Origin of the sequence: Granulicella mallensis, assembly GCF_014203225.1 — a bacterium.
Classification (GTDB): Bacteria; Acidobacteriota; Terriglobia; order Terriglobales; family Acidobacteriaceae; genus Granulicella; species Granulicella mallensis_A.
This window is the reverse complement of record NZ_JACHIO010000012.1, coordinates 70521-93305: the sequence shown is the minus strand read 5'-3', so window position 1 is coordinate 93305 and position 22785 is coordinate 70521. Positions and strand designations below refer to the sequence as shown.

Here is a 22785-nt window from a genome sequence, read left to right as displayed (position 1 = left end):
TGTGTTTCCGGAAGATCGCATCCAGGTCTCCGATACCAGGTATCGCGTCGCAGATATCTGCGTCGTAAAGAGATCGACACCCCTCGAGACCATTATCCGCACGCCGCCACTGCTCTGTATCGAGATACTTTCTCCCGAAGATCGCATGTCGCGAACGCAGGAAAAGGTGGACGACTACATCCAGATGGGGGTACAGGCTGTGTGGGTCATCGACCCGCGCCGGCGCCGCGCCTATGTGGCAGATCGTTCCGTCACCCTGCAGCCCGCAGAAGATGTGCTGACGCTTGAGGGCACCGAGATTCGCGTTCCTGTCGCTGAAATTTTCAGCGAGTTGGATGAGATGGACGCGCTCGGCTAGAGCTATTCCGTCCGTCCCGGTCTCGCCATCAACTCACGAATTGCATCCTTCGGGCTCTTGTCCTTGTGCAGGATCGCCGCCATCTGCTCGGTGATCGGCATCTCCACGCCATAGCGTGCCGCCAGGCCGAGCGCTGCAGTAGTGCTGCGGACGCCTTCGGCAACCTTGCCATTCAGCCCGGCGATGATCTCCGGCAGCTTGCGTCCCTTGCCCAACTCCACGCCGACCGTGCGATTGCGTGAAAGGCTGCCGGTGCAGGTCAGCACCAGGTCGCCGACTCCTGAGAGTCCGGCCATGGTATCCCGGCGTCCGCCGCAGGCTACGGCGAGCCGCGTAATCTCCGCGATGCCGCGTGTGATGAGTGCCGCAGCAGAGTTCGAGCCCAACTCCAGGCCGGTGACGATGCCCGCAGCCAGCGCGATGACGTTCTTCAGCGCTCCCCCGAGCTCGGTTCCGGTTACATCCTCATTGCGATACACACGCAGCGAGGAAGAGGTGAAGTCATCCTGCAGAGACTTGCCGAGTAGCGGGTCGTCAGTGGCGATGGTGATCGCCGTCGGCATGCCTGCGGCGACCTCCTGTGCGAACGAGGGGCCTCCGAGAGTGCCGATGGGATTGTCGCCGTGCTCCTTCATGACCTGCGACATGCGAAGAAAGGTTTTTTCCTCGATCCCTTTGCTGGCCGAGAGCAATACTTGGTGCGGCTGCAGCGCAGGGGCAATCTCAGTCATGACAGCGCGCAGATGTTGCGAAGGCGTGACACAGAGGATGATGTCTGCACCCTCAATGGCCTTAACGAGCTTGGAGGTGATGTGAATCCCCATCGGCACGATGAAGCCGGGCAGGTAGCGCAGGTTCTCGCCAGTCTCGGTAAGCTCCGCCGCGTGCGCGGGCGAGTGTGCCCAGAGGCAGAGCTCATGCCCGCCTCGCCGGGCCAAAGAGACTGCCAATGCTGTTCCCCACGACCCCGCACCGATCACAGCTATCCGGCTCATGCCTGTACCCCTTCAGTCTTGTCCTTTTTGCTTCCAAACTTGTTTTCTTTGCCCTGCAGCAGCCTCGAGATGTTGGCGTGATGCTTGACGATGACCAGCAGAGAGATGAAGACCATGCTGCCGATGGCGACAGGTGAGTGGTCCGGAGAGAACTTCACGAACAGGAGCGGCAGCACGACTGCGCCAAGGATCGACGCCAGGGAAACGTATCGTGTCAGCGCGAAGATGACGATGAAGATGACAAGCGCAGCCAGAGCCGAGGGCCACGAAAGCGCAAGGTAGATGCCCAGCGCGCTGGCGACTCCCTTGCCGCCGCGGAAGTCCAGCCACACCGGAAATACATGGCCCAGGATGGCTGCGACCGCGGCCAGGGGCGCGAGGTCGAGGTTGCTGGAAGGCGCGAAGTGTTTCGCGATCAGGACGGCGGCAATGGCTTTCGAGCAGTCCAGCAGTAGCGTCAGGATGCCGAGACCCTTGGCCCCGGAGCGAGCCACGTTGGTGGCGCCGATGTTCCCGCTGCCGGTGGCGCGGATATCCTCCTTGCGGAAGATGCGCACAAGGAGGTAGCCGAAGGGGATCGACCCGAGCAGATAGGCAATCGCGAGGATGAGAATAGAGGTCTTCATAAGAACCGGGCTGACTTGTCGAGTGTAGCAAGGAGGCTTCTGGAAACGCCTTGGCTACTGGAAGCTGCGCCGCAGCATCTCCAGGGCGTGCTCCGAGGCCCACAGGCGCACCCGATCGCGGTCTCCGGCGATTTCGAGCCGTTTGACCTGGGTATCGTCCTGGTCGGCCAGCCCGATATAGACGAGCCCAACCGGTTTACCGGCGTCCGGCCCGGTCGTCATTGGAGGACCGGCGATACCCGTAATGCTGAGCCCCAGCGAGCTTCCGGTGCGCCTGCGGATCCCCTCGGCGAGCGCTCGCGCGACCTCCTCGCTGACCGCGCCCTTCTCTGCGATCAACTCGGCCGGCACATCCGTGAAGACCGTCTTCATCGCGTTGGTGTAGACAACTACGCCGCCCGCAAAGTTACGGGAGCTATTGGGGATTCTCGTGAGGCGTTCGGCGAAGAGTCCGCCGGTGCAGCTCTCCGCCGCGCTCAGGGTCAGGCCGCGCAGCCCGAGCATCAGCAGCACGACCTCTTCGAGCGACTCTCCGTGAGAGGAGAAGATATCGTCGCCCATCTCCTGCTCGACGAGCTCGGCGACCGCGTCGACCCGCGCCTGGGCCTCCTCCATCGTTGGCTTGGAGCAGAGGAAATGCAGTTGGATCTCTCCGGAGCCCGCCAGGATCGTGGTCTCCACGTCGCTGAACTGCTGATAGATCGGTGCGGTGCGCGCGTCGACCTGGCTCTCAGGGATAAGCGCCATGCGCAGCAGCCGCTTGGCGAGCGAACGCCGCGGCAGGGAGAGGGCAAGCCTAGGAACACACTCGTCGTCGAAGAGCGGCATAAGCTCCTTCGGCGGTCCGGGCAGCAGGATCACGATCTTGCGATGTCCCTCAAACGAGGTGTCAAGCCACTGGCCGGGCGCGCTGCCGTTCTTATTGCTCAGCAGCTCGGCTCCGTCGAGTACGTCCGCCTGGCGCTGGTTGTTGAGCGGCATCGCCATGCGGCGGGCGATAAATCGCCGCTGCAGCTCCACCAGCACGGAGGGCTCGCGGTGCAGCTCCAGGCCGAGTGCCTCGGCGGCGCACTCGCGCGTCAGGTCGTCCTCCGTCGGCCCCAGGCCTCCCGAAAAGAGAACGATGTCGGCACGGCGCAGGGCGATGCGTATGGCATCGACCAGATGCTGCCGGTTGTCGCCGACGATGGTCTTGAAGGCGACCGAGACCCCAAGGTCGTTGAGACCTTGCGTGAGATACAGCGAATTCGTGTCCTGACGATGGGGCGTCAGCATCTCGGAACCGACGGCGATGATTTCAGCGATCATGGGTGGCTTGTTTGATGCTAGAGCAAGTCTCCTGTTGCTGGGAAATTGCAACGGGCGTGCAGTACCGTTTTTCTGGGGAAAAACGGCCATGAATGTCGTGGTTTCGCTGTACACCTGCAGGAGATTTGCTCTATCGCGAACGGAATCGATTGAACGACCGAGGAGGTGGCGGAGGAGTTTCAGCGGAGAGCAGGGCCTCAGGATTGAAGGCCTTTTCCTTGCGCCGGGCCCTTCCCAGGTCGAGCTCATAACGCCTCATCGCCATGCCAATGTTTCCCTTGACCAGCGCGGCTAGTTCCGCAAGCAGGTCGCGCCCCTTGAGCGCCTCCTCGGCGGTACGTTCTTTGAGCAGAGCCATCTCGGATTGTCCAAGAGCTTCGATCTCGGAGGCGACGATCTTGAGGTCCTCCTTTGCCTGCTCGATTTGCATGAGCGTGCGGGCGAGGGCGGAGGCCATATCCTCGGAGCTCCATGAATCGGTAGAAGGGTCGTAGCCGTTGAGCATGCGCTGCAGGACTGCTGCGTCATCGCGGCGGTAGGCTTCGTTCGCCTGGGCCATCAGGTGGGTGCGATGGCGCTCGTCATGGTCGTCGACAGCGAAGTCCGGATGGATGAGCTTGGCGACCTCGCGGAAGAGGATCTTGAGGTCGAGCGAGGGTTCCGGGACTTGCACTTCGGGGACTGCGGCTTCGGGCTTCTGCGCGGCCTCACGGGCGTAGCGTTCGCGCTCCTCCGGGGTCTCCTGGGAGACCTTCAACTCGGCAATGCGCTCCTCCCACTCATCCAGCTGCCTGTAGAGCACACCGATCTGGCGAATGTAACGAGCTTCAAAGCTGAGGATCTGGTTGCGCAGATGTTCCAGCTCCAGCTCGCGCTCAGCCAGCGCCTTGCGGATGGAGGCGAGTTCGTGACGCTGGCGGCCGAGTTCGACCTCCTCAGGCGTGGGCTCGCGGAAGATTGCTGTGGACATCGGTGAGATACAACTCCGTAGATTCAATTATCTACGGAGACGAGCACTAATTCAGCCCCGAAGGGGCGACCCATCGGTGGCAGCACGTTAGCGCGGGAGCGTGCGCCATTCGAGCACAGTTCCGTCAATTGCATCGATTTCAACAACAGTTCCAGGAAGCGAGCTACCGATGTTCACGCTGTAGACAAATCTTCCGATCGGCTGAGCTTCTTTCCACTCCCCCTCAGCCTGCAGAAAGTGCAGCCGGATATTGAATGGACCCTGGGCACTCCGCCCATTGGCCTCCGCATACTGCTGCACACGGACAATGGCTTCCTCCCGGCTGAGCACTTTCTCCCGCATTCGCTTGATCTCTTCCCGGCGTCGTATCCAGGGCGGCTTTTCACCGCGTAGGACGCAGATGGTTGTTTGAATCAGAGACTGCAGGATGCGCCACGAATCCCGAAGCAGGATGACAAGGAGAACCACGGTTGCAACCAGACAGCCCACCGCTATCGCCGACCCGATGATCAAATCCTGAGTGTAGAAACCAGGATTCTCCTGTGCATGGACGATCATGGTTGCCACTGCCGGTGGGCCTTGAGAACCCCAAGGTAGGCCGCGCACGCCGAGGCTCCGAGTAGCGCACTCTTCCATGCGATCCCGTGGAACCACGCTGCCGTAGGCATCTGAGCCGGGGGCGCATGCCGATAGAAGTGATGGGCTTCGACGAAAGCAACGATTGAAGCGATCGCCGCCCCAGCCAGAACAAAAACGCCCGGCTGCCAGGCGCGAAGATTGTCAGAGATCACAACAAAGGGCAGTAGCAGAAGCCAGCAGGGCAGGATCACCAGCAGCGATCCGAGGGCGAGCAGGAGAAAGTACCGATCCATGTGGCCGTTATCTACAAAGAATGCAGCTACGGCAGCAGCGGCAAAAGCGACTAGTGCAAACAGCAGGATTCGCTTCCCACGGCTCATGCAAGCGTTCTCCCCTGGATGCCCAAATCGACATGGAAGATCGTCGTGTTGGTCGCCAGGGCGGCACAGCCGTCCTCAAGGAAGGCGAGACCGACGAGGTCGTTGCCCGAGACGATGAGTTCGGCCTGGCGTTCGTGATTAATCTTTACGATTCCACGGCGTCCGTGCAGCGAGGCCGCAACATAAAGATTGCCGTCCGCATCGAAGGCCATGCCTTGTGGACGTCCCAGACCACGATAGAAGACAGTGGCATTGCCCTCGGGGTCGATGGCGTGGATCGACTGGTTGGACGACGTGGTGGGTGCGGTTACGAGCAGCACGCCGTCATCGCGGAACGCCAGGTGATAGGCGGCGACGGACGGTTCGAGAGTCGCAAACACGAAGATCTCCCGCTCGCGATTGATCTTGAAGATGGTGCCTGAGCGGTCGCCGACAAAGAGGCTGCCCTCACGGTCGAAGGCAATCCCTGTAGCGATGCCCATGCCCTCGGCGAACATGGAGATCGCACCGTGCGGCGAGATGCGATAGACGGTCCCCTCGGCGCGTGAGCTGGCGTAGAGATGGCCGTCGCCGTCGAAGGCCAGCGCCGAGACGTTCATCAGGTCGCGCACGAAGGGCCGCACCTGGAGATCGCGGTCGATGCGGAAGATCGACACCGGCACCCGTTCGCCGCGTGGGCCGGAGACCATCGCGAAGAGATTGCCGTCGCCGTCGACGGCGGGGTTCGAGACGAGGTGCAGGTTCTCGGCCATCGGGATGGCGATGTTCGCGTGGAGGATGTTGCTGGTGAGCCCATCGCGATGGAAGACGAGATCGCTGGCGATGGCACCCTCGGGCACGCGTACAAGCGCCCGTGTGTCGCGGCTGAGGTCAAGCATAGCGGCAGCCTCGCCAAAGAACACCTGGGGAATTTGCGGCTCGGGCGTACCGGGGCGCAGCAGGCGGCTGCCGAAGACCTCGAAGCTGCCTCCTGGGATGGCTGCCTTGGGGGTCAGGTGGTCGAGATGCGGAGCGTCGGGCCGGGTTGGATTCAACAGGTTCATCTATCGGTAAGCGTAGACGCGGCGAAGGGCGAAGGCAAATAGTGGTCGGTACCTTTGCTTTTGTCTTTGCTTTTCTGGTTTGTCATTCCGACCCTTCGGCTTCGCTCAGGGTCGGAATGACAAACCAGAAAAGCAAGAACAAAAGCAAAAGACCTAAACGAACCGCCCTACAAGCAACGCCACCACCAGCGCAAACACACCCGCCACAACATCATCCAGCATGATCCCCGTGCCTTCCGGCAACGCTTCAAATTTGCGAATCGGCCAGGGCTTGAAGATGTCGAACAGCCGGAAGAAAACCAGCGAGATCACCGCATGCTGCCAGTTGGGCCGAACGGCGATGAGCGCGATGAGCTGTCCCGCGACCTCGTCGATAACGACGAACCCGGGGTCTTCACGGCCGGCTTCGCGGGCGACGATTGTCGAGGCAGGAATGCCGATCAGGGTGATGGCTATGGCGGCAATCGCAGTCCCTATAGCGAGAGCGCCGAACGTGGCCTGGAATGCATGGGCGGCAGCGTACCAAAGCAGCACCGCTGCGATAGATCCATAGGTTCCCGGCCCAGGCTTAAGCAACCCTGCGCCGAAGAAGGTGCCGAGAGCCCAGGCCCATCGTGTCTTGGGCCCGCGAAGTTCAGAGACAGAGACGCTCGGCTGATGCGCCATTAGTTCTTCCACTTCGATTCATCGGTCGGATGTTGCTGCTGCTGGGCGTGCTCCAGGTCTTCCAACAGATCCGGGTCGAGGATCGGCGAGCTGATCTTGTAGTCACCCGAAGCCCACTTGCCGAGGTCGATGGTGCGGCAGCGCTCGGAGCAGAAGGGAACCTCAGGCGTGTCGAGGGGAACGTCCTTACGGCAGATGGGGCAGCGGAGTTTTTTGGTCTCAGGCATGGCAAACTTAAGTTTAGATGATGGAGCGCAGCAGGCCACCTTCAGCGCGCACAGCGGCTCCGTTGGTCGCTGCTGAGAGCGGGCTGGCGAGAAAGGCGACAAGGTTTGCGATCTCGGAGTCTTCGATGAGCCGCTGCAACAGAGAACTCTGCCGGTGCTTTTCGAAGAATTCCCGTTCGGCCTGCTCGGGGGTGGCATTCGGGATGGAAGACATCTTCTCGAGGAACTCCACGATGCCTTCAGAGCGCGTGGGTCCGGGCAGGACCGTATTGACGGTGACGGCAGTGCCTTTGGTCCGTTCGGCGAGCCCGCGGGAGATAGCAAGCTGAGCGGACTTGGTAACGCCATAGTGCACCATCTCGGGCGGGGTCATCACGCCGGACTCGCTGGAGATAAAAATCACACGTCCAGAGTTGCGCTCGATCATGCGAGGGAAGTAGTGCCGCGAGAGCCGGACACCGCTGAGGACATTGGTCTCGAAGAGGCGCAGCCAGTCGCCATCGGTAATGTCTACGAACTCTTTGGGCTCGTAGATGCCGAGATTGTTGATGAGAATATCGGTGTCAGGAACCTGTTGAAGAAGCGCGGCTGCACCTTCGGCGGTTGCCACGTCAGCCACCACGGGAACAACTCTGGGGATGCCCGCGAGAGCCTGCGTAAGCTTGGCTTGGGTGCGGCCCGGAACCGTGACGGTAACGCCTTCGGCGGTCAGTGCCTTGACGGTGGCCAGGCCGATGCCGGCTGAACCTCCGGTGACGATAGCGGTCTTGCCGGTGAGTTGCAGATCCATGAGGTCTCCTTATGCCGGTTAGGGCAGGTACTTGTATGGATGTTGGCGGAGGAGTTGGGGATTCATGAGGGACGGCTCAAGGCACAAGGGGCTTTGGGCGGAGTTGAGAGAAGCAATTTTGTGACAGCGGGAGATTTAGGTGGTCACAACTAGTACGAAGAGGTAGGTAAAAATCGATAACCAGGGATAGTCATTTCTGCGCTTCCGTCGATCATGATGTCGTTATCGAATCGAATGTTGAAATCGCTGAAATTGATGCTCTGTTCAAAGTTGTCATATTCATCTTTGGCCGGTGTGACTGCAATGACGGTGTATTTTAATTCAAGTGCATGGCCGCCGGGTTGCCGAACAAGAAGAAGGCCGTTCGTACCGACGAACTCCTGTAGCCGCTTATCGACTTCACTCATGCTCTCTCCAATCAGACCTACTCGATGATTCTTGCGACGACGTCGTAGTCGTGGCTCTCGGTAATCTCGGCGCGATAGAACGTCCCGGGAACCAACACTTCATGCGGCCCGAAGTCGTTGATCAATACCTTGCCGTCGATCTCGGGGGCCTGATCCAGCGAGCGGCCCTGCCAGAGGAGTTCGGTCTCTTCGCTCTCGCCTTCGACCAAAAGGTCGATCTCGCGTCCTACCCAGGCGCGCCGGGCTTTGGTGCTGATCTTGTTCTGCAGCTTCATCAGCTTGCGGCGGCGAGCCTCGATGGTGCGCTTCGGCACCTTCTCGTCGAGCGAGAATGCACCTGCGCCCTCCTCATCGGAGTAGCTGAAGACACCGAGCCAGTCGATCTTGGCCTCCTGGACAAAGGCCAGAAGCTCCTCGAAGTCGGCTTCGGTCTCGCCGGGGAAGCCGACGATGAAGCTGGTCCGCAGCACGAGGCCGGGAACGATCGAACGAGCCTTGTCGATGATCTGCAGGAAGCGGTCGGCGGTGCCGCCACGCTTCATGCGGCGCAGTACGTTCGCGCTGGCGTGCTGCAGCGGCACATCGAGATACTTGGCGACCGTGTCGTGCTTCGCAATCGACTCCAGCAACCGCGTGGTGACCTTGTTCGGGTACGCGTAGAGGAAGCGCAGCCATTTGAGGCCCGGCAGCGGTGCGAGTGCGTCGAGCAGGTCGGCGAGCTCCGGACGCTTGCCGGTGACGGGGTCCTTGGGCAGGTCTTCGCCGTAGCAGGTGGTGTCCTGGCCGATGAGCGTGATCTCGCGAACGCCCTGCGCGATGAGCGACTTCGTCTCTGCCACGATGCTGGCGAGGGGGCGCGAACGGAACTTGCCGCGCAACTGCGGGATGATGCAGAAGCTGCACGGGTGGTCGCAGCCTTCGGCGATCTTGATGTACGCCGAGGCGCGCGGCGTGGTCAGGATGCGCGGCGTCTCGTCGGAGTAGAGGTAGTTCGGCAGGGCGGGGGTGGCTCCGTCCCAGGCCTCGCGCGAGAAGCGCCCGGCCTGTTCGCGGGCATCGCCTTCGGGGCGGCTCGACTGCGCATCGAGCGAGACGCTGTGCGTGGTTTCGTGAGCGATCTGTGGCCCGTCGGACTCGGGGCGTGAGTGCTGGTTGACCGACGACGCATGCCGCTCGATCTGCGCGGTCGTCAGGATCGCGAACGGAGAGTTGTTCTCGGCAGGCGTGGGGCGGGAGAGGCCGGCGGCCTCCATGATCGCTTCCAGTTCACCCGTGCCGACGACAGCATCGACCTCCGGGATGTTCTTGCGGATCTCATCGCGGTAGCGTTCGACCAGGCACCCGGCGACGATAAGCTTCTGCGCGCGGCCGCCGTTGGCGATCTTGTGCTGCACCATCTCGAGGATGGTGTCGACAGACTCCTGCTTCGCGGAGTCGATGAAGCTGCAAGTGTTGACGACGAGGATCTCGGCATCTTCGGCCCTGGGGGTGAGCTCCGCGCCGCCACGATGCAGCAGGCCCATCATGACCTCGGAGTCGACGAGGTTCTTGGGGCAGCCGAGCGAGACGAATCCGACCTTGGGGCGGCGGGTCTGGGTTTCAGTGGCTGAATTTTCGAGGGTGGGGGAGAGGCTCACAACTAACCATTTTAGCAGGTTTTACGCGGGTTTTGGGTGTGCGACAAGCCAATCGCCTGAATGTAAAGGGCCATCGCACGAATGTGAAATAGAGAGGGAAACGCCAGAAACTGGCGCAAATCCAGCCCCTTCGGGGCTCAATGAACCAGGGAATGCTGCAACTACATAATGTGCGGCGGGATCGGTGGCAAAGGCACAGGCTTCGGCGCAACGTGGCTGGTGACGATCACCCCGTTGGTCTCGAAATGGCTGGTGCGGTGGTCGGTAGAGTGCCCCAGCATCACGGCCTTGCGAAGTATCGAGAGGTGGCGGCGCGAGTTGTCCTCGAAGTGCCGGCTAATCGCACTGTCGTAATCCACCACGAGCATGTAGGTCGCGGCGCACTTGGGGCAGTAGATCGGGTCTTCCAGGGTCCGATGGAACGACCCGGGAGGCAGAGGGCCTACCGGGTCGGTACCGGAACGAATCGCAGCAATAATCAAACTCACCTATCCAGAATAAGCGAACTACCAGATATGAACGCGATCCGCCGGGGCCAGGTACAGAGTCTGACCGGGTTTTACATCGAACGCAGCGTACCAGGCATCGAGGTTGCGAACGGTATCGGCGCGGAACTCACCGGGCGAGTGAGGATCGGTAAGGACCTGCTGGCGTAACGCCGCCTCGCGAGCCTTGCCTCCCTCGCTCTGCGCATAGCCGATGAAGAACTGCTGGTCTCCGGTGAGGCCGCCGACGACGGGCGCAGGCTTGCCGTGCAGCGAGGTCTTCCAGGCATCGTAGGAGGCCGTGATCCCTGCGAGGTCGGCGATGTTCTCACCCAGCGTCTGATGTCCGTTCAGGTGCAGGTCAGGGAAGGGCGCATAGGTGTCGTACTGCTTGGCGAGCGCCTCGATAGAGGCGTCAAAGTGGGCGCGGTCGGCGTCGGTCCACCAGTTGCGGACCTTGCCCTGGGAGTCGAACGCCGCGCCTTCGCTGTCGAAGGTATGCGAGATCTCATGTCCGATGACCGTACCGATAGCACCATAGTTCACGGCGTCCGGTGCCTTGGGGTCGAAGAACGGCGGTCCGAAGATGGCAGCCGGGAAGTTGAGGCCGTTGTCCAGTGGGAGGTTGACCGCGTTGACGGTCTGCGGAGTCATCGTCCACTCCTTGCGGTCGGTGGGTTTGCCGATGCGCGCCAGAGAGTAGTGGTAGTCGAAGAGCGAAGCGCGCCACAGGTTGCCAAAGAGATCGCCGGGCTCGATGTTGAGGCCCTCGTATGAGCGCCAGTGGTCTGTATAGCCGATGCTGACCTGCAACGTGCCGAGTTTGCGCAGGGCCTCTGCCTTGGTGCCGGGCGTCATCCAGGTGAGGTTTTCGAGACGCGCGTGGAAGGTGGTGAGGAGGTTATGCACCATCTCCTCAACCTTGGCCTTGTCGGCGGGGGTGAAGTACCGCGCGGCATAAAGCTGGCCGACGGCGTCGCCGAGGACGCCGTTGACGAGAGCCACGGCCCGCTGCTCGCGGGGACGCTGTTGCTGTGCCCCGGTAAGGATCTTGCCGGCAAAGTTGAAGCGCTCATCGGCCAGCGGTGTGGATATGGCGACGGAGTACTGCTCGATGAGATGGAAGGCGAGGTAGTCCTTCCAGGTATCGATCGGAGTTGCGGCAACGATCGCGGCCTCCGCGGTCACGGCAGTAGGCTGCCAGACGATGAAGTCGGGCTGCTGTGCAAGGTCTGCCGCAGCAAAATAGGCGTTCCAGTCGAGGCCCGGCGCGTTCTTCGCGAAGTCCGTCTTCTGCCAGACGTTGTTGGCCTTCGCGATGTTCTCGTCTTCGGCGAGCGAGAGATGGTGCTCCGCAATGGAATGCTCCAGCTCGAGGATGCCCTCGGAGCGCTTGTCGGTGTTGTCATAACCCGCGAGCTTCAGCATCGCGGAGATGTGCTGCACGTACTTCTCGCGGATGGTCTTCATGCGCTCGGAGTCGGTCAGATAGTAGGCGCGGTCGGGCAGTTGCAGCCCACCCTGCATCAGGTAGGGCGTGTAGTGATCCGGGTCATTGAAGCCGGGCGCGATCCAGATGCCGAAGAGGTTAGGCGTGTGGAAGTTGGTGTTATTCAGCGCATCGGTGTCAGCGCGCAGCGTATGGCCAAGCGCGGTGGCCAGCTCGCGCTGGTTGCTGATGGCTGCGATCTCTTTCAGGTGTGGCTTGAGCGCGGCCATGCCGTGGGCGTCGATGGCCTGCTCGTCCATGTAGGAGGCGTAGAGGTCGGCGATCTTGCGCTTCTCGGTGCCCGGCGCCGTATTGGCCTTGACGGCCTCTTCGATGATTCCGGCCACGCGCTTGTTGACGACGTCGGCGAGCAGCGAGAAGCCGGTCAGGCTGGTGCGGTCGGCAGGAATCTCGGTCTTGGCAATCCATGTGCCGTTGGCGTAGCGATAAAAGTTATCGCCAGGCTGCACGGTCTTGTCCATGCTGGGGGCGTGGACGCCGTGAACATCTTGCGCGGAGAGGGTAAGCGCGACAGGAGAGAGCAAGAGGGCGGAGCAACCGAGAAGCAGCACTGATTTCATGGGGAGGATTTTACAGGGTGCGGAGGTAGATAAGCCCCTTCGGTGTCTGGACTGTTGCCTAGATGAAAGAGGACACGAGGGGCGGCAACCAGAGCGTCTATGCTGAGAGGACATGGCGCAGGCAATCAGTGAAGAGTATGAGAGACGGCGGGCAGCATCAGCGGGCGAGTATGCGCGCGAGACGGAAAAAGGCGCGAGGTTCACCCTTTTTGCCTTCGTTGCCCTGGTGTTCTGCGCGTATTTCCTGTGGAGCGCCATTCGTACGAGCGGAAGTCTCTGGCTGGTAGCAGCGGCAGCAGTGGTTTGCGCAGTAGCAACGGTTCTTTCGCTGCGTACGAGAAGGTCTTCGGAACACGCATCCCGTCTTTCGGCGTTGTATGAGGAGGGGATGGGGCGCGTGAACGGAGAAGCGCCGCAGTCCGGGTTTACTGGCGAGAGCTTCGCGGAGGCCGGACATCTGTACGAGCGCGATCTCAATGTCCTGGGCAAGGATTCATTGTTCGGCATGCTTGCGACCACGCGAACGATGGTGGGACAGCGAGCCCTGGCGCGAATGCTGTTGCGCTCGGTAGAGGCTCGTACCGTAAGGCAGCGGCAGGCTGCAGTGCAAGAGCTTGCTCCACAGCTCGATCTGCGGGAACAGGTAGCACTGCTGGGCCGCTGGGCCTTTGAGGAGCTGCCCGCCGAGAGCTTCGAAGTCTGGCTGGATGCGGAGCGCAGCAATTTTCCGAGGTGGGTGCGCAGCGTACTCCTGTTGCTCACGGTAGCGTGGGTTACGGCGATTGCCGCAGGCCTGATCGCACACGTTGAGATTAGCTTCCTGGTACGAAACGTTATAGCCCTGCTAGGACTGCAAAATGCGCTTTGTCTCTGGCTGCGGCCGAAGGTGCACCTTGAGCTGGAGGCGACGAAGAAACTGGGTAGTCAGATTGCCGTCCTTCGCGAGGGGCTGCAGCTGCTGCGCGGCTCGAACTTTGCGGCTGAGCGGCTGGTTGCGTTGCAGAGCGGCGTTGAGGATGAGGATCGCGCCCTGGCGCAGTTGCAGCGCCATCTGGTGCTGGTGGAGCAACGCGCTACGGATTGGTTCTATGTTCCCAGTCTGCTGATCGGTGCCGGTACGCATGCGGCGCTCTCACTCGATCGTTGGAAGCAGCGTTTCGCGGAGCCAATGCGGAACTGGCTTGATGCCTGGGCGGAGTTCGAGGCCTTGTTGGCGCTGGCGACGTATGCGGCCGAGCACGCGGAGAATGTCTATCCCGAAGTTGTGGACCAAGGACAGAGGAAGACCGCGCTCTTTGAGGCGGAGGCGATGACGCATCCGTTGCTGCTGCGTAGCGAGGCGGTCGCCAACGATGTGTCACTGGGGAACCGAGTGCAGTTTCTGCTCATCTCCGGATCGAACATGGCGGGCAAATCGACCCTGCTGCGAACGATCGGCGCGAACGTGGTGCTCGCGCTTGCGGGAGCTCCTGTGCCGGTCAAAAGGATGAAGCTGTCCGTAGTTCATCTGGGGGCTTCGCTGGCTCTTACGGACTCGCTGGCGAAAGGGAAGTCGAAGTTCCTGGCCGAGGTGGAACGCCTTCGCGATGTGCTTGCGCTGGCCAGGGCGAATCCTGCGTCGAGCCTGTTTCTGATCGACGAGATCTTCAGCGGAACGAACTCACTGGACCGCCGGGCGGCGGCTGAGGCTGTGCTGCGTGGGCTGGTTGCAACGGGAGCTGTCGGTGCGCTCTCCACACATGATCTTGCGCTGGCGGAGCTGGCTGAGAAGCCGGAGCTGCACGGAAGCAACGTGCACATGGCCAGTCCCGATGAGGCCGATCCTCTGGGCTTCGACTATCTGCTCAAACCAGGGATCAATCGCACGACCAACGCACTGGCGATCGTGCGATTACTCGGGCTTGACAGCTAAAATTCCCAGCGCAGTTAGAGCTCCCAGCGCAGCAGGGTAGCGCCCACGGTGAAGCCCGCGCCGACGCTGGCCAGCAAAACGAGGTCGCCCTTCTTGAGGCGGTTCTCTTCGAGGGCCGTGTTCATCGCCAGGGGAATCGTTCCGGCGGTCGTATTGCCGAAGCGGTCGATGTTGATGATGACGCGCTCCTCCGGCAGTTGGAGCCGCTCCGCTGTAGAGAGGATGATGCGCTTGTTGGCCTGGTGCGGAATGAAGCAGTCGAGGTCGGAACCTGTGATGCCGTTCCGTCCGAGAATCGTCTCGGCGGCTTCGGCCATCTTGCGCACGGCGAACTTGTAGACGGCCTGGCCGTCCTGGTGAACGAAGTGCTGCTTCTTATCGACGGTCTCGTGGCTGGCGGGCAGGAGGCTGCCGCCGGCGGGCATGTTGAGGCTGACAGCACCAGAGCCGTCGATCTCATGCCAGAAGTCGATGAGGCCGATCTCGCCTTCTTCGCAGGGCTCGATCAGGACGGCGCCCGCGCCGTCGCCGAAGATGACGCAGGTGGTGCGGTCGGTGTAGTCGATGATGGAGCTCATCACGTCAGCGCCGATGACCATGACTTTCTTGTGTGCGCCGCTCTCGACGAGCTTGGCGCCTACCTGCAGGGCGTAAGGGAAGCCGGAGCAGGCGGCCGAAAGGTCGAAGCCCCAGGCGCCCTTGGCCCCGATCTTGTCCTGCACCAGGCAGGCGGCGGAGGGGAAGAGCATGTCCGGGGTGACCGTGGCGACGATGATGGTGTCGAGGTCGCTGGCTTCGATGCCACGCTTGGCCAGGCAGCGGCGGGCGGCTTCGGCGGCGAGGTCGCTGGTGCCGGTGCCCTTATCGACGATGTGGCGCTCACGGATGCCGGTGCGTTCGGTAATCCACTGATCGTTGGTGGCGACCATCTTTTCCAAGTCCGCATTGGTCAGCAGACGAGGTGGAACGTAGGTTCCTATGGCAGATATTTTGGCACGCACACTGTTCCGAGGTTTCAACGTCAGGGTCAAACTCAAATCCTCCGAGGTACTAAGCCCACAATGAGCATCTTACCGTGCCTGGGGCACGCGATCATAAAAGTGGAGTAAAAGTCTGTGGAATCAGTGGTTTGCGGGGATGTGCCGAGAGGAAGAAAATGTACCGGGTTTCCCTACTGCGCCCGTATCGACCCGTTACCGTTGCTTCCTTCCGGACCTGGCGGGGTTGGCGGGAATACGTCGCGTAGGACCCGGCACAAGAGCTAGTTTACCACCGGATTCCACACTATGCGGCCTCTCGGGCTGTGGACGAACGGTCCCTTTTGAGCGGCTGCATCTCTCGCGATGTCTTGTAGAGCTTCCAGATGCCAAGCGCGGTAAAGATCAGGATGAACGACCAGAGCGCGATCAGGACGGTAGTTCCCCAGCGAGTGGAGAAACTCGACCAAAGATGCAGCACCTGGCGACCGTAATGGATGCCGAGCCAGGCGGCGATCGAGTGCCGTACCAGGCGGCTCAGGGTGAAGGCGGTCATGAACTTCCTGCGCGACATATGCACCGCGCCCGCCGCCAGCACGAAGGGCGAAAGCGGCATCGGCGGAGGAAGCAGGGCAGGGAGCGAGACCGCGATGATGGCGTGCGACTCCACCCATCCTGTAGCTCGTTTCAGAATGGCGGCGGGAACATGCTTTTCGAGGAACTTCATGCCCCCGGCCTGGCCGACCGCATGGGAGAAAAATCCTCCCGCAGCCGAACCCAGGGTCGCGATGCACACCAGCAGAATCACGTTGGTGTGCCCGGCGGCGAAGAGCACGATCATGATGTCCGTGACGCCGGGAATGGGCAGAGGCACGAAGGAACTGTCGACGGTGGAGACGAGAAAGAGTCCCAGCAGCCCCAGGTGCAGGAAAAAATGCACGAGGCGACGATCCGCAGCCAGGGTAAACCATGCGGCAAGAGCGTGAAGTGGGGGGCTCATCCTGTTGATAAGACGCGAAGTTGGAGGAGGAAGTCGCGAAGAATTAAGTTTTGGTCGTTTTTGCTGGCTTAGCCCAGCAGGTTCAACCCCGGCAGCGGCGGTAATGCCCCAATCTCCGCAGCCAGTCTCCGAAAGAGCTCGATCGCCCGCAGGCAGTCGGGATCGAGCGTGTAGTGAATATTGCGGGTGAGATACGTGTGGATTGTTTCAGCGGAAAGGGGCAGGCGCGGCGTCCATTCGCGGACGAGGTCTTCGACGTGAGCTGTGCCGTTGTCGCGGCTGGTGACGAGGTCGGCGATCAACTGCTGCGCGCTCACTCCGGAGCGCTCCAGGGCCTCGGGCCGCAGAGCCCAGACTGCGGCAACCCAGGGCAGGCCGGTGTGCTCGCGCCAGAGCGTTGCAAGATCGAGCCACAGCAGAGGCTCGTCGAAGGCTGCATCGATCTGTGCCCGGTGCTCGCGGGCCAGCAGCGCAGGGTCGCCGATCAGCAACGCGGCGTCTGCGACGGCAAGCATGGCGAGCGGGTCGGCAGGGCGTTCGACATAGCTGGGGCGCGTGTTGTGAAAGCGCTCGAAGAGGATATGCGTATAAGCCTGCGAGCTGCGCGAGGCGGCATCGGCGGCGACCGTGACTACGCGTTGTAAGGCTCCATGCAGCGGCAGCCGATCGGGATTTTTAACCAGCAGCAGGATACTGCGTACCTCGTGCTGCGAGGCGATGGTGCAGCCGGGCACGATGGCCAACTCCGGTGTCAGCGCAGCGATGGGGATCAATCCCAGATCGGCCTCGTCGGTGAGCAGTTCATGGGCGCACCGGGCCGGTGAGGTGTAGTGCACCGTGTAGTTTTTACGAAGCTGCGTTGCGGCGGGCTCGTGCTCAAAGTTATAGAGCAGAGGAGCAGGGTTCAGAAAAGCGATTGCAGAGACTCGAAGAGGCACAGGACGATTCTAATTCCCTCGCATGTGATCAAGATGAGATAGGATGCGAGCAAACGCAGCGAAAAGGAAGTGGGATGTCGCAAGGGGTAAAGGAAGAGGCACATCTGGCATGGTTGGCATTGGTGCTGACACCGCGGATGGGACCAACGCGGTGTGGTCGAACCGTACAGCGTCTGGGTGCAGTGGAGCGTGTATTTTCAGCATCGCTCACCGAACTTGAGAGCACCGGCATGCCCGCTGAGGCGGCGCAGTTCTGCTTCGACGGCCGTGCCCGGGCAGCAGCGCTGGATGAGGCTCAGCGTGTCGCAGAGGTTGGCGCAAGCTTTGTCACTCCTGCGGACGATCTCTATCCGCAGCGTCTGCTGGAGATCTACGATCCTCCGCCGGTGCTTTGGGTACGCGGCAATGCAGAGGTGCTGAATCGTGCAGGAATTGCGGTGGTAGGCACACGGCATCCGACGCCCTATGGCTCGGGCATGGCCGAGATGCTGAGCCGCAATCTGGCGCGTCGCGGGGTGGTCATTCTCAGCGGCATGGCGCGCGGCGTCGACACCTGCGCGCATAAGGGCGCGCTCGATGCAGGCGGCATCACGATAGCCGTGTGGGGCACGGGGATCGATGTCATCTATCCGAAGGAGAACAAGAAGCTGGCCGAACAGATCGTGCAGCAGGGCGGTGCGCTGATCAGCGAGTTTCCGATGGGCACTTTTCCCGCGCCACAGAACTTTCCGATCCGCAACCGCACGCTCAGCGGGATGAGTGTCGGCGTACTCGTCGTGGAGGCTGCGGAGTACTCCGGAACGCGCATTACCGCGCGCTGCGCTCTCGAGCAGAGCCGGGATGTCTATGCGGTGCCGGGCAACGCGACGAACAAGAATGCCTGGGGACCGAACACGCTCATCAAGCAGGGTGCAAAGTTGACCGCGACGTGGGAGGATGTTTGGGAAGACCTACCCTCGCAGGTGCGCGCGGAGCTAGAGGGACGGTTGGAGGCGCAGACCGGGGCCGGGGACAGGGGCAATGAATCCTCGAACGGGGGGAGCGCATCTTTATTCACCGGAGCCGCAGCGCTATTCACCGAAGCCGCTGCGATGCCGCCAATGAGCGAACAGGAGCGGCTGGTGATGCAACATCTTCGCCAGGATGAGGCCTTGCAGCTCGACGAACTGATCGAGCGGCTGGAGCCGAAGATGGTTTCGGGTGAAGTATTTACGGCCTTGTTTGAGCTTGAACTCGCAGGGCGTGTGAAACAGATGCCGGGGAAAAATTACGTGCGCAGTTTTTAGAAATCAGACGCAAAATTTATGGCTCTGGTGGATACGTTAACACGTCCAACAGAACATCTGCGTGTAGGGTTGCGTATGAGTGATCCGGGGTAGCATCGTTTTGGCCGGTTTGACTTTGCCTTGGCAATACGTGTTAGTTTGCAATGGAATTGGAAACGGAGACGGGGCTTCGGCCGGTCGTCTCTGAATAGGTGTGCAGTATGGCAAAAAATCTAGTGATCGTAGAGTCGCCGGCGAAGGCGAAGACGATCGGAAAATATCTCGGCAGCGACTACGTGGTAGAGGCCTCGATCGGCCACATCATGGACCTGCCGAAGAACGACATTGGCGTGGAGCTGAAGCTGCGGACCTTTGAGCCGACGCTCATCGTCTCGCCCGGCAAGGAAAAGATTGTCGACCGCCTGAAGAAGCTGGCCGCCAAGAGCGACGCCGTGTTTCTGGCGCCCGATCCTGACCGCGAAGGCGAGGCCATTGCCGCGCATCTGAAATTTCAGCTGCTGCCGTCGATCAAAGACAAGAGCAAGATGCGGCGTGTGACCTTTAACGAGATCACGAAGAAGGCCGTGAAGGCGGCATTTGAGCACACCCGCGAGGTAGACGAGAATCTCGTCGATGCGCAGCAGACGCGGCGCGTGCTTGATCGCCTGGTGGGCTATCAGATCTCTCCGCTGCTATGGGACAAGGTCCGCCGCGGCCTGAGCGCAGGACGTGTGCAGACCGTCGCGCTGCGGCTCATTGTGGAGCGTGAGCGTGAGATCAACGCGTTCAACCCGGTGGAGTACTGGAACATTGATGCCGTGCTCGCTCCCCAGAAAAATGGACAGGAGTTCACGGCACGCATGGTGGGCGTGAAGGGCCTGCCGATTCGGGTGTCGAACGGAACGGATGCCGAAGGCAAGGAGCAGTTTCTCTCCAACGCGCTGCCCGATAAAGAAGCCGTCGATGAGGTGATGTCGCAGCTCGAGAAGGCGACGTGGCGCGTTCGGTCGATCGAGAAGAAGGAACGCCGGCAGAACCCGCGCGCTCCGTTTACAACCAGCCAGTTGCAGCAGCAGGCCGCAGGCCGGCTGGGCTTCAACGTGCGTCGCACCATGGGCGTGGCGCAGCGTTTGTACGAGGGTATCGAGCTTGGCTCGGAAGGCACGGTGGGTCTCATCACCTACATGAGAACCGACTCCACCCGCATCAGCCCGGATGCCGTAAAGGACATCCGCGACTGGGTGCAGAAGAAGTTCGGCGCGAACTATCTGCCTGCCAAGGAGAACGTCTACAAGAGCAAAAAAGACGCGCAGGATGCGCACGAAGCCATCCGTCCGACGAGCATCAGCTTCGTTCCGGATGAGGTGCGCAAGTATCTCTCGGATGAGCAGTATCGCCTCTACAAGCTGATCTGGGAGCGTGCAGTCACCAGCCAGATGACGCCCGCGATCTTCGATCAGACGACGGTGGACATCGAAGCCAAGGCAGACGTGAGCTACGACTTCCGCACGACGGGAAGCATTCTTAAGTTCGACGGTTTCCTGCGCTTCGATGAAGAGGCGAAGAAGGCCCGCGCCGCACGAGACTCAAAGGCTTCTGCCGCTGCGATTGCGGAGGAGAAGAAGACCGCGGCTGCCAGCGCCGATGGCGATAGCGTCGCCGAGGCGTCGAAGGACGCGACCTCGGAGGAGAGCTCCGCCGAGCGGCGTCTGCCGGAGTTGAAGGACGGTCAAAGCCTCGAGAAGATCAAGCTCGATCCGCAGCAGAAGTTTACGCAGCCACCGCCGCGCTTCAACGAAGCGAGCCTGGTGAAGACGCTGGAAGAGAAGGGCATTGGACGGCCTTCGACTTATGCTTCGATCATCAACACGATCCAGGAGCGCGACTACGTCAAGAAGCTTGCGCAGAAGCTCGTCCCGACTGAGATCGGCATGGTCGTCACCGAGCTGCTGGTGAAGAACTTCCCGTACATCTTCGAGACTGGTTATACGGCGCAGCTCGAAGGCGAACTGGATGCGGTGGAAGAAGGTTCGGAGAAGTGGACCGATCTGCTCAAGGGCTTCTACGGCCACTTCGAGAAGGAGTTGAAGGTCGCCGAGACGCAGATGGAAGACATCAAGCGGATGGAGCTGGAGACGCAGGAGATCTGCGACAAGTGCGGCAGTCCGCTGGTGCTCAAGTGGGGCAAGTTCGGCAGCTTCTACTCCTGCTCGGCCTTCACCAAGGCCAAGCCCATTACGGTGGCGCAGGGTCCGTTCAAGAAGGACCCCAAGGCTGCCGTCAAGAAGGTGCTCGACACATTCCAGTTCCCGATGCGCGTCAAGGCGATGAACGACGATGTTGCTGAGTTCTCCGAAGAGGTTGCGGACAAGTCAGCCCTGATGGAGTCGCTGCAGCGCGCCGCGGCGCTGGGCAAGAAGCAGAGCGTAAAGCTGGTAGTGGAGCCGGAGAGCTGCGACTTTACGAAGGAGAACTTCGCCGCCAAGCCCGACCTGAACTCTCCTGAGGCGGACGGCGAGCAGGAAGATGAGTTCTGCGACAACTGCGGACGCACGATGGTGCTGCGCAACGGACCCTGGGGACCGTTCATGGCCTGCCCCGGCTACAACGAAGACCCACCCTGCAAGACGATCCGCAAGCTTACGCAGAAAGTGCAGTCGAAGCCGCCGGTCGTACTGGAAGAGCCCTGCCCGAAGTGCGGCAAGCCGCTGCTGCAGCGCGACGGCCAGTATGGCGAGTTCGTCGCCTGCTCGGGCTACCCGAAGTGCAAGTACGTGAAGCAGGAACTGCTCGATGTGCCGTGCCCCAAATGCGGGGGCGAAGTGGCGGTGCGCAAGAACAAGCGCGGCGATATCTTCTATGGCTGCACGCGGTATCCGAAGTGCGACTTCACCAGCAACCAGAAGCTGGTGAATGAAACCTGCCCGAAGTGCGACTCGGCCTACCTGGTGGAGTACGCGAACAGCGAGGGCACGTTCCTGATCTGCCCGAACAACCGGGAAGCATTGCCCAAGCGCAGACCGCGCAAGGGAGCCAAGGAAGAAGAGGCTCCTACGACGCCGGAGTGCAGCTTCGAGAAGAAGGTTGGACCGCCCAAACCGAAGGAAGCTCCTGCGGAGTTGACGAAGCCCGATCCAGAGAAGACGAAGATCCTGGTCGAGGCGATGGCCTGATAGCCAAGGGAAGCTGGAAATTGCAACTCGAAGGCCATGGTGTTTGAAGGCTATGGCGTTTTGAAAGGGCGGGACTTCAGTCCCGCCCTTTCAAAACTCAAGTCTCATCTCTTCAAAACCTTGTCTTCGAAGGGACGACTTTCTTCGGCTTCCTACACGTCGAATTCTATGTAGTTTCGTAGGAGTTTTGGTCGATACTTCCATTTCCAATATATTTATGCTATAACCGTAAAGGGTACGCGGTTTGACCGCGGCACAGGAGTTCCCTATTTGCAGCGATGCAGGCGGGGCCTGCCTGCTGCATCTGATTGATACGATTGGAAGGCGGATATGGCTAAGGCAATTTGGAACGGACAAACTCTCGCGGAGAGCGAGAAGATCGAAACGGTTGAAGGCAACATTTACTTTCCGGAAGAGACTGTAAATCGTGCCTTTCTGAAGCCCAGTTCGACAAGTTCGAACTGCCCGTGGAAGGGTCGCGCACGCTATTACACGGTGCTCGTAGATGGCCAGGAGAACCCCGATGCGGCCTGGTACTATCCCGATCCGAAGCCAGCGGCCAAAACCGTAAAACACCACGTCGCCTTCTGGCGTGGAGTAGAGATTGTCACCACGTAAAACGGGTGAGTTTCCTGTGTGTAAGTTGTGAAAATCGCTCCCCTTAGGGAGCGATTTTCTTTGTCTGGGAGATGGTTTTGAGGTGTGTTTGAGCCTGTCGCAAAACTGACAGAATGCCCTGTTACAGATCTTTGGGCTTTTCTCCTACGGGTAAGGCCACTGGAACGAAAAACATCTTAGCGAGTTCCTCAGGCTTCAGGCCTGCTGCCATCAACTTCTGAACCATCGCCATCTGTTGTGTTTTGTATTGTTCACTGGGTACGAACTGTTCAGAGATGAAGTCGCTCTGTGCTCCCATACCACGACGATCAGGAGTACCTCTTTGTTTCGCCATGACGCACCCTCGCCTTCAAATTATAGG

Annotated in this window: 23 protein-coding genes and 1 other RNA gene; 5 read left to right on the top strand and 19 right to left on the bottom strand. The window is 60.7% G+C overall.

Annotated features, from left to right (window positions below; translation table 11 throughout):
• Position 1: 1 nt before the first annotated feature.
• Positions 2–358 carry a Uma2 family endonuclease gene (locus HDF15_RS14770; RefSeq protein WP_184256837.1) on the top strand — a complete coding sequence of 119 codons (357 nt, stop codon included), beginning with the start codon at positions 2–4 and terminating at the stop codon, positions 356–358.
• A 2-nt stretch (positions 359–360) separates the two neighbouring features.
• On the opposite strand, the gene HDF15_RS14765 is transcribed toward HDF15_RS14770, so the two are convergent.
• The 14 genes from HDF15_RS14765 to HDF15_RS14700 all read right to left on the bottom strand — a co-directional run bounded on the left by HDF15_RS14765 (position 361) and on the right by HDF15_RS14700 (position 12541).
• Positions 361–1353, bottom strand: coding sequence for an NAD(P)H-dependent glycerol-3-phosphate dehydrogenase (locus tag HDF15_RS14765; protein ID WP_184256835.1), 993 nt, complete (start codon positions 1351–1353; stop codon positions 361–363).
• Complete coding sequence (plsY, locus tag HDF15_RS14760; protein WP_184256833.1) at positions 1350–1979, bottom strand: glycerol-3-phosphate 1-O-acyltransferase PlsY; 630 nt, start codon at positions 1977–1979, stop codon at positions 1350–1352. Before plsY ends, HDF15_RS14765 begins: the two co-directional genes overlap by 4 nt.
• 54 nt (positions 1980–2033) lie before the next feature.
• Complete coding sequence (locus HDF15_RS14755; protein ID WP_184256831.1) at positions 2034–3287, bottom strand: competence/damage-inducible protein A; 1254 nt, start codon at positions 3285–3287, stop codon at positions 2034–2036.
• A 130-nt stretch (positions 3288–3417) separates the two neighbouring features.
• The gene (locus HDF15_RS14750) at positions 3418–4257 is read right to left on the bottom strand and encodes a hypothetical protein (protein ID WP_184256830.1); all 840 of its coding nucleotides are present in this window, start codon (positions 4255–4257) and stop codon (positions 3418–3420) included.
• An 87-nt stretch (positions 4258–4344) separates the two neighbouring features.
• Positions 4345–4815 (bottom strand): hypothetical protein, encoded by a 471-nt coding sequence (locus tag HDF15_RS14745; protein WP_184256828.1) that lies wholly within the window; start codon positions 4813–4815, stop codon positions 4345–4347.
• Entirely contained in the window at positions 4812–5216 is a 405-nt protein-coding gene (locus tag HDF15_RS14740) for a hypothetical protein (RefSeq protein ID WP_184256825.1), read from the bottom strand. Before HDF15_RS14740 ends, HDF15_RS14745 begins: the two co-directional genes overlap by 4 nt.
• Positions 5213–6259, bottom strand: coding sequence for a gluconolaconase (locus tag HDF15_RS14735; protein WP_184256823.1), 1047 nt, complete (start codon positions 6257–6259; stop codon positions 5213–5215). Before HDF15_RS14735 ends, HDF15_RS14740 begins: the two co-directional genes overlap by 4 nt.
• Positions 6260–6412: 153 nt before the next feature.
• The gene (locus HDF15_RS14730) at positions 6413–6925 is read right to left on the bottom strand and encodes a phosphatidylglycerophosphatase A (RefSeq protein ID WP_184256821.1); all 513 of its coding nucleotides are present in this window, start codon (positions 6923–6925) and stop codon (positions 6413–6415) included.
• Entirely contained in the window at positions 6925–7152 is a 228-nt protein-coding gene (locus HDF15_RS14725) for a DNA gyrase inhibitor YacG (RefSeq protein ID WP_184256819.1), read from the bottom strand. Before HDF15_RS14725 ends, HDF15_RS14730 begins: the two co-directional genes overlap by 1 nt.
• 13 nt (positions 7153–7165) lie before the next feature.
• The gene (locus HDF15_RS14720; protein WP_184256817.1) at positions 7166–7942 is read right to left on the bottom strand and encodes an SDR family NAD(P)-dependent oxidoreductase; all 777 of its coding nucleotides are present in this window, start codon (positions 7940–7942) and stop codon (positions 7166–7168) included.
• Positions 7943–8091: 149 nt separating this feature from the next.
• Positions 8092–8349, bottom strand: coding sequence for a hypothetical protein (locus HDF15_RS14715; protein ID WP_184256815.1), 258 nt, complete (start codon positions 8347–8349; stop codon positions 8092–8094).
• Positions 8350–8366: 17 nt separating this feature from the next.
• Positions 8367–9986, bottom strand: coding sequence for a 30S ribosomal protein S12 methylthiotransferase RimO (gene rimO / locus HDF15_RS14710; RefSeq protein ID WP_184256813.1), 1620 nt, complete (start codon positions 9984–9986; stop codon positions 8367–8369).
• 161 nt (positions 9987–10147) lie between these two features.
• Positions 10148–10474, bottom strand: a complete 327-nt coding sequence (locus HDF15_RS14705; protein ID WP_311733113.1) for a hypothetical protein — start codon at positions 10472–10474, stop codon at positions 10148–10150.
• A gap of 18 nt (positions 10475–10492) precedes the next feature.
• Positions 10493–12541: a M13 family metallopeptidase gene (locus tag HDF15_RS14700; protein ID WP_184256811.1), complete on the bottom strand. Its 2049-nt coding sequence runs from the start codon at positions 12539–12541 to the stop codon at positions 10493–10495.
• 112 nt (positions 12542–12653) lie between these two features.
• Between HDF15_RS14700 and HDF15_RS14695 the strand changes: the two genes are divergently transcribed.
• Complete coding sequence (locus tag HDF15_RS14695) at positions 12654–14453, top strand: MutS-related protein (RefSeq protein ID WP_184256807.1); 1800 nt, start codon at positions 12654–12656, stop codon at positions 14451–14453.
• Positions 14454–14467: 14 nt separating this feature from the next.
• On the opposite strand, the gene HDF15_RS14690 is transcribed toward HDF15_RS14695, so the two are convergent.
• From HDF15_RS14690 to HDF15_RS14675, 4 genes are all read right to left on the bottom strand, one after another.
• Positions 14468–15484, bottom strand: a complete 1017-nt coding sequence (locus tag HDF15_RS14690) for a beta-ketoacyl-ACP synthase III (protein WP_184257022.1) — start codon at positions 15482–15484, stop codon at positions 14468–14470.
• A gap of 125 nt (positions 15485–15609) precedes the next feature.
• An RNA gene (gene ffs / locus HDF15_RS14685) (signal recognition particle sRNA small type) lies at positions 15610–15708 on the bottom strand.
• Positions 15709–15737: 29 nt separating this feature from the next.
• Complete coding sequence (locus HDF15_RS14680; RefSeq protein WP_184256805.1) at positions 15738–16430, bottom strand: membrane-associated protein; 693 nt, start codon at positions 16428–16430, stop codon at positions 15738–15740.
• Positions 16431–16498: 68 nt separating this feature from the next.
• Complete coding sequence (locus HDF15_RS14675; protein ID WP_184256803.1) at positions 16499–17368, bottom strand: menaquinone biosynthetic enzyme MqnA/MqnD family protein; 870 nt, start codon at positions 17366–17368, stop codon at positions 16499–16501.
• A 74-nt stretch (positions 17369–17442) separates the two neighbouring features.
• Here HDF15_RS14675 and dprA point away from each other — a divergent pair, with 74 nt between their 5' ends.
• The 3 genes from dprA to HDF15_RS14660 all read left to right on the top strand — a co-directional run bounded on the left by dprA (position 17443) and on the right by HDF15_RS14660 (position 22424).
• Entirely contained in the window at positions 17443–18654 is a 1212-nt protein-coding gene (dprA, locus tag HDF15_RS14670) for a DNA-processing protein DprA (RefSeq protein WP_184256801.1), read from the top strand.
• Positions 18655–18854: 200 nt separating this feature from the next.
• Complete coding sequence (gene topA / locus HDF15_RS14665) at positions 18855–21806, top strand: type I DNA topoisomerase (protein ID WP_184256798.1); 2952 nt, start codon at positions 18855–18857, stop codon at positions 21804–21806.
• A gap of 330 nt (positions 21807–22136) precedes the next feature.
• Positions 22137–22424 (top strand): DUF427 domain-containing protein, encoded by a 288-nt coding sequence (locus HDF15_RS14660; RefSeq protein ID WP_184256796.1) that lies wholly within the window; start codon positions 22137–22139, stop codon positions 22422–22424.
• A gap of 121 nt (positions 22425–22545) precedes the next feature.
• Here the strand turns inward: HDF15_RS14660 and HDF15_RS14655 are convergent, their stop codons facing one another.
• Positions 22546–22758, bottom strand: coding sequence for a hypothetical protein (locus tag HDF15_RS14655; RefSeq protein ID WP_184256794.1), 213 nt, complete (start codon positions 22756–22758; stop codon positions 22546–22548).
• Between the last annotated feature and the right edge of the window lie 27 nt (positions 22759–22785).

Bases quoted from the DNA above. Each gene is read 5' to 3' on its own strand.
- HDF15_RS14745 (WP_184256828.1), bottom strand. From the start codon at position 4,815: ATGATCGTCCATGCACAGGAGAATCCTGGTTTCTACACTCAGGATTTG.
- topA (WP_184256798.1), top strand. From the start codon at position 18,855: ATGGCAAAAAATCTAGTGATCGTAGAGTCGCCGGCGAAGGCGAAGACG.
- HDF15_RS14655 (WP_184256794.1), bottom strand. From the start codon at position 22,758: ATGGCGAAACAAAGAGGTACTCCTGATCGTCGTGGTATGGGAGCACAG.
- HDF15_RS14755 (WP_184256831.1), bottom strand. From the start codon at position 3,287: ATGATCGCTGAAATCATCGCCGTCGGTTCCGAGATGCTGACGCCCCAT.
- HDF15_RS14695 (WP_184256807.1), top strand. From the start codon at position 12,654: ATGGCGCAGGCAATCAGTGAAGAGTATGAGAGACGGCGGGCAGCATCA.
- dprA (WP_184256801.1), top strand. From the start codon at position 17,443: ATGTCGCAAGGGGTAAAGGAAGAGGCACATCTGGCATGGTTGGCATTG.
- HDF15_RS14725 (WP_184256819.1), bottom strand. From the start codon at position 7,152: ATGCCTGAGACCAAAAAACTCCGCTGCCCCATCTGCCGTAAGGACGTT.
- HDF15_RS14715 (WP_184256815.1), bottom strand. From the start codon at position 8,349: ATGAGTGAAGTCGATAAGCGGCTACAGGAGTTCGTCGGTACGAACGGC.
- HDF15_RS14750 (WP_184256830.1), bottom strand. From the start codon at position 4,257: ATGTCCACAGCAATCTTCCGCGAGCCCACGCCTGAGGAGGTCGAACTC.
- HDF15_RS14660 (WP_184256796.1), top strand. From the start codon at position 22,137: ATGGCTAAGGCAATTTGGAACGGACAAACTCTCGCGGAGAGCGAGAAG.
- plsY (WP_184256833.1), bottom strand. From the start codon at position 1,979: ATGAAGACCTCTATTCTCATCCTCGCGATTGCCTATCTGCTCGGGTCG.
- HDF15_RS14735 (WP_184256823.1), bottom strand. From the start codon at position 6,259: ATGAACCTGTTGAATCCAACCCGGCCCGACGCTCCGCATCTCGACCAC.
- HDF15_RS14740 (WP_184256825.1), bottom strand. From the start codon at position 5,216: ATGAGCCGTGGGAAGCGAATCCTGCTGTTTGCACTAGTCGCTTTTGCC.
- HDF15_RS14720 (WP_184256817.1), bottom strand. From the start codon at position 7,942: ATGGATCTGCAACTCACCGGCAAGACCGCTATCGTCACCGGAGGTTCA.
- HDF15_RS14730 (WP_184256821.1), bottom strand. From the start codon at position 6,925: ATGGCGCATCAGCCGAGCGTCTCTGTCTCTGAACTTCGCGGGCCCAAG.
- HDF15_RS14765 (WP_184256835.1), bottom strand. From the start codon at position 1,353: ATGAGCCGGATAGCTGTGATCGGTGCGGGGTCGTGGGGAACAGCATTG.
- HDF15_RS14680 (WP_184256805.1), bottom strand. From the start codon at position 16,430: ATGAGCCCCCCACTTCACGCTCTTGCCGCATGGTTTACCCTGGCTGCG.
- HDF15_RS14700 (WP_184256811.1), bottom strand. From the start codon at position 12,541: ATGAAATCAGTGCTGCTTCTCGGTTGCTCCGCCCTCTTGCTCTCTCCT.